This is a genomic window from Brasilonema octagenarum UFV-OR1, assembly GCF_963888615.1.
In the GTDB taxonomy this organism is placed as follows: domain Bacteria; phylum Cyanobacteriota; class Cyanobacteriia; order Cyanobacteriales; family Nostocaceae; genus Brasilonema; species Brasilonema sennae.
The window spans coordinates 1-5,564 of record NZ_CAWPKW010000200.1 but is presented as its reverse complement, the minus strand read 5'-3'; the positions used below and the strand labels follow the sequence as shown (position 1 = coordinate 5,564).

The window sequence follows — 5,564 nt, the reverse complement described above, 5'->3', positions numbered from 1 at the left end:
GTCCTCCCTGCACTTGCGCCATCTCGTGCGCCATCTTGATTTCTTGCTCTACCATCTCGCTGTAAACTGAGCGAGATGAAAGGAAAACGATGAGAAAATCTGCTTGACTAATTTCCTCTTCAATGCGTTCAGCCCAGCGCGTCCCAACGAGCATTCGTTGATCGATAAAAACCTCGTGCTGCTGCGACAGCGCTTGAAAAACCTCTAAAGCCACTGGTTCATCCGGCTCAACATCGCGCTTATAGCTGATAAAAATACGCTGGCGCGTCGTCTTTTCAGGAATAAGATTATTAAGCAATTTTCTTTTCAGCACTGGAGTTTGGTTTTCCTTCAAACCAAAAAGCTGAGAACAACCCAACTCATAAGCAAACTCCATCTCTTCCCCAGCTGCTAAAGCATCGTAAAACGCCACAGCAAAATTAATCGCAGCTTTATCTCCTATCTGCCGATTCATCCCAATCACATACTCAATGTGTTGGCTAATCGCCTCTGCTTGCACCTGGGAATAACAAGCGTTCATGAGAACACACTCAACTCCCTTTTTCGCAAATAGCTTAAACATACTCGCCAACGCATCTGCTTGCACAAGCGCCACTTGCCCCGTTTCATCCTCCAACACAATGCCATCTTCCCCAGCACCGTGTCCAAAAAAGTGAACAATTTGGGGTTGAGTGTCGAGAATTGCCCGATAAAAGTCGCGAGAACGAACCGCCCATTTTTGCTCTAACTTAAACAGTTCTCGCTTATTAGCCCGTCGCAATCCCTCATCAATTTCCCGTACCTCTTCATCCAGTCGTAACTGGGAAGTATTTCTTGGATTCGCCGCCAAGAGCAAAATTGTTTTGACACGGGTGTTTTCACTCATAGCGCGAGATGCAGGAAATATGAAAACCTAGGTTATTGACAAAATGCAAATTCTGTAGATGAGACCCCAAAGCAGCACAATGAAATTTTTTGCTGATACTTACACATTATTTTATAGAGAAAACCAAAATTAACTTATGCACAACTGAGGTGATATATAACGGTTCTTTCAAGAATCACATACACCATCATGAATAATGTAGAGACGTTACATGTAACGTCTCTACAGCTGTGTATTGCTTATTTTTTTTGAAATAGCCGTCGTTTGCGCCTCTTCTCACCTTCCTCTCGCAACGGTACCACCTCAGCTTCACTACTCTGGCGTGCAACCCGAATAATCAAACCAGATGCCATCAAACTTGCAATCATCGAATTTCCACCATAACTAAACATGGGCAATGGCAAACCCGTTGTTGGCAAAGCACCAGTAGTCACACCAATGTGGAGTAAAGATTGTCCCACCATCAAAATTGTGACACCGATCGCCACCAATCGATACACTGGATGCTTTGCCTTCAGAGCGATAATTAATCCTAAAGTGGCGTATAAAGCAATCAATAACAACAGCACAACACCACCAACAAAGCCAAACTCCTCAGCAAACACAGCAAAAATAAAATCAGTATCCTGAATTGGCAAATAAAACTGCTTTTGTTGAGAAAGCCCAAATCCTGCACCCCATTGTCTACCAGAACCTACAGCTAGCAAACTTTGCACCAGTTGATAGCCATCCCCAGTTGCATCAGCCCAAGGATTGAGGAATGACAACACCCGCTTACGCTGATATTCCTTGATACTAATACTAAGTACTGCCAACAACACTCCTCCAATTGCAGTTCCTCCTAAGTACTTGTAAGGTAATCCAGCAGCAAGGGCAATAAACCAAATCGTCATACCACACAGTGCGGTTGTGCTCAAGTTAGGTTGTCCTAAAATACCTAAAAGAACCAGACCAAAAATCCCCAGCCAAAAGAAGCGAACACGCCAACTCAGGTTTTCCCACTGACCAAAAAGTCGGGCACTTTGCAACACCAAAAAAGGTTTAATTAATTCAGAAGGTTGAATTGGAATCGGTCCTAAAGCTATCCACCGGGATGCGTCAAAAGCCTTCTTTCCTACTCCCGGTACTAAAGTCGCGAAAATCAACCCTAAAAGCACTATCACAAACCAATGAGATATGCCCAAAACTTTATGCAAAGGCAAATGAACAACAATATTGAATACTATTAAACCGACTAGTACCCACAAAAGTTGACGTTTAAAGTAGTACATTCCGTCATGTTGACGAACATCGGCTACGGGATAGGATGCCGAAAACAGCATCACTAATCCCACAAACAGCCAAACCAGTGTTAACCAGCGCAATAAACGCGCTTCTAGTGCCCAGCTGGACACGGAGTCATCAAATAATAAAGTCAGGCGGCGTAGATTCACGACGAATAAAATTTAAATTGTAAGGTGCGATCGTTTGGAGTTGACGTTAATGATACCAACTTGCACTCAAAAGGGATTAAGTTGTTGATTCTGTGTTTCAGGATCAGACTTGAGCAAACCGAGAACTCCCACCAAGCAGGGGCGATCATTACAGTACTCAAACTTTGCGACAGGTATGAGAAGAATATTACGCTGTCAACCCAGATTTTACCCATCGAAATAAAATACCGCCAGATTTCCCCCACACCCCTACACCCCCACACCCTTACACCCCTATGCCGATCAAGTAGGAGAAAAGTCCTGTTTGAATTTAGTACTTTTTCTCTACGACAAAAAAGTGAGATTTGGGACTTTTCCCCCATCTCAAAGAATCATAGAAATTCTTATGATTTGAATGTCGAACTCAATAAATTGGCAACGAGGTCATAATGAAACTCAAACTTGTCAAGATGTTCTCTGTAGTGATTGGGCTGACTTTGATAGCTGTTCCTTTAAGCGCACAAGCTTTTCCCTTCCCATCAAGTCCAGCTTTCCATGCGCAAAACTTTCCCCAATCAGGACCACCAGGTCAACCTCCAAATATAAACCTGAGTGATGACCAAAAACAACGTTTGGACGAAATTGACAAACAAACCAAAGAAAAAATAGATGCCCTTCTCACATCAGAACAACGGCAGACATTAGAACAAAAAGTCGCTCAAATGAGAAACCGTAGAGGTGGGATGGACGGTGGCTTTGGTGGTCCTGGTCCTGGTATTCCTATGCCACCACCAGAAGGCAAAAAAGGTCCTTTTGCTGACTTGAATCTTAGTAATGATCAAAAAGCAAAAATTGAGGAGATTATGCAGGCATCTCATGAACAAGTGAAATCAGTTTTCACTGATGAACAGCGACAACAACTGGATAAATTTCACCAGAACATGCCAAAGCGACCTCCATCAAGCTAGCAGAATAATCAGGTTTTTAACCGCGTTTTGCGCAAACAAAAAAGAGGTCTACCTGACCTCTTAACAACTTCCTACAAGTCGTATTCACATAACTAAGTAGCCTTAACAGTTATCAGTTACCAGTTATCAGTTACCAGTTAATCCCCATCAATGAATGAGCGGGGATTTTAATATCAGTTATTAGTTACCAGTTATCAGTTATCAGTTATCACTGTTCACTGTTCACTGTTCACTGATTTGGTCAGATTAAGACAAGCCAGTATTAGCTCCCCGCTTACCAGTAGCCAACTCTACCTTAACAATTGTGCCGCCTGCTTTTTGAATCCGTTGTTGTTCACTGAACCAGTTTTCGTAGGGAACTAACTTAGTGAAATAAGTGTTTTGCAGTTCACGCTGAGTACGAATCCGAGTTTGACTAGGAACACAAGCTGTAATTTTAAACATCCTTGCCATGTTTTGATATCTCCCTATAGTGAAATGGAAACTTCTTTATTTCAAAAAATTATGAGTGCATATTTTATGTAATCACTCAAAGGCTGGAAATCAAGCATCAATACTAAACTTTTAACACTCATCATACATGCATCTTTAGCAAGATAAGCGATTAAAAGTTCTAGCACTCACGACTGATTTCCAGACCTTACTTAATAAAGCCGCACTTAAGTTCTCAAGTGCAACCTAGCTTTTAGCTCAAGCCGGAGGAAATGTAATCCAAGTAAACACCCATTTCCTTACCAGCGTCAGGACCTACCAAGCTAGCAGTCACTTCTTTGATAGCTTGGATAGCTTGCACGGTAGCACCGACGGGTACACCTAAGGAGTTGTAGGTTTCTTTCAAGCCATTGAGGACACGCTCATCCAATATGGATGGATCGCCTGCCAACATAGCGTAGGTAGCATAACGGAGGTAGTAATCCAAGTCGCGGATGCAAGCAGCATAGCGACGAGTGGTGTACATGTTACCACCGGGACGGGTAATGTCAGAATACAACAGAGCCTTAGCTACAGCTTCTTTGACAATTGCAGATGCGTTAGCAGCAATGGTGGTAGCAGCACGTACGCGCAGTTCGCCAGTTGAGAAGTAGCTCTTAAGCTTTTGAAGAGCAGAAGTATCCAAGTACTTACCTTGAACGTCTGCAGAGTTAATGACAGAGGTAATTGCGTCTTGAGCCATGTTAGTTAATTCCTTATTTCCAACCTTATTGCATTAGTTCAGTTTCAGCAGGGAAATAACTTCACCCTATTGCAAGCCACCGACTACGTAGTCGAAGTAAGCGCTAGCTTCAGCAGCGTCTTCACCAGACATCAGTGACGCAGCAGCGTTCTTCAAACCACGGACACCTTCAGCAACACCTTCAATTGGAGTACCAAGGGACTTGTACATTTCGCGAACACCCACAAGGCCAATTTCTTCAATGGGGGTGACATCACCAGCGACAACGCCGTAAGTGACGAGACGGAGGTAGTAATCCAAATCGCGCAAACAGGTAGCTGTCATTTCTTGACCGTAAGCATTACCGCCAGGAGAAACAACATCAGGACGTCTTTGGAACAGTTGATCACCAGCTTGCTTCACAATACGCTCGCGGTTCTCGGTGATAACTTGAGCAATGCGGATACGCTTTTCACCACTAGTAACAAATCCCTTAATCCGGTCTAGTTCACCAGGACTGAGGTAGCGCGCTTCTGCGTCAGCATTCACGATGGACTTCGTGACGATACTCATTAATGGATTCCTCCAGTACTAAATAAAACCAGAATCTTAAACTGGTGCGGCTTTGATTGGTTAACTAAGCTTATTTTCTCATCTTTTAGATACAACAGCCAAACAACTGGTGCAACTAATACTAAACGAGTGCGCTTGCGTAATGGCTAGTACATAAGCTCATAAACTCAGTTACCTTCCGGAATTATTTTCGGGCATTCTGTTGAGCAATTATGACTCCTCTTAATACTTTGTAACATTGCAATTCAAGTTTACTGCTCTACTGACAGTCACAAAGCTAATGTTGGCAAAGCTTAGAATACCTTTTGCAAGTCAATAGTCTTAGGGGCAGGGTGTAAGGGGAGCCAGTGCTGTGGGCGGGTTTCCCGACAGTCGCGCACCTGGCGTTGTAAGGGTGTAAGGGGGAAGAAGTAGGGAGCACGCTTAGCTTGGGTGCTGGGTGCTGGGGGAAATTAGTTCACGTGAACTAGTCTTCTCCCTACTCCGGTGCTCCCTGCTTCTGTTTTTATCCCTACACACGCCCTTCGGGTATGCGCAAAGCGCACGCCTTACGGCGTAAGCGCAAGCGCACGCTAAGAGCGAACGCGCAGCGT

6 protein-coding genes are annotated in these 5,564 nt (G+C 43.9%); 1 reads left to right on the top strand and 5 read right to left on the bottom strand.

Annotated features, from left to right (window positions below):
* Both AC5590_RS14690 and AC5590_RS14685 read right to left on the bottom strand, forming a co-directional pair.
* A partial coding sequence (locus AC5590_RS14690) for a TIR domain-containing protein (protein ID WP_169268834.1) occupies positions 1-865 on the bottom strand: 865 nt, incomplete at its 3' end.
* Between the two features lie 239 nt (positions 866-1,104).
* Positions 1,105-2,298, bottom strand: a complete 1,194-nt coding sequence (locus AC5590_RS14685) for an FtsW/RodA/SpoVE family cell cycle protein (RefSeq protein ID WP_169268833.1) — start codon at positions 2,296-2,298, stop codon at positions 1,105-1,107.
* Positions 2,299-2,726: 428 nt separating this feature from the next.
* On the opposite strand from AC5590_RS14685, the gene AC5590_RS14680 reads away from it, so the two are divergent.
* Positions 2,727-3,245, top strand: a complete 519-nt coding sequence (locus AC5590_RS14680; protein WP_169268832.1) for a hypothetical protein — start codon at positions 2,727-2,729, stop codon at positions 3,243-3,245.
* 246 nt (positions 3,246-3,491) lie between these two features.
* On the opposite strand, the gene AC5590_RS14675 is transcribed toward AC5590_RS14680, so the two are convergent.
* From AC5590_RS14675 to apcA, 3 genes are all read right to left on the bottom strand, one after another.
* Positions 3,492-3,698 carry a phycobilisome linker polypeptide gene (locus AC5590_RS14675; RefSeq protein WP_169268831.1) on the bottom strand — a complete coding sequence of 69 codons (207 nt, stop codon included), beginning with the start codon at positions 3,696-3,698 and terminating at the stop codon, positions 3,492-3,494.
* Between the two features lie 232 nt (positions 3,699-3,930).
* Positions 3,931-4,419 carry an allophycocyanin subunit beta gene (apcB, locus tag AC5590_RS14670; RefSeq protein WP_169268830.1) on the bottom strand — a complete coding sequence of 163 codons (489 nt, stop codon included), beginning with the start codon at positions 4,417-4,419 and terminating at the stop codon, positions 3,931-3,933.
* Positions 4,420-4,485: 66 nt separating this feature from the next.
* Positions 4,486-4,971 carry an allophycocyanin subunit alpha gene (gene apcA / locus AC5590_RS14665; RefSeq protein WP_169268829.1) on the bottom strand — a complete coding sequence of 162 codons (486 nt, stop codon included), beginning with the start codon at positions 4,969-4,971 and terminating at the stop codon, positions 4,486-4,488.
* Positions 4,972-5,564: the final 593 nt, after the last annotated feature.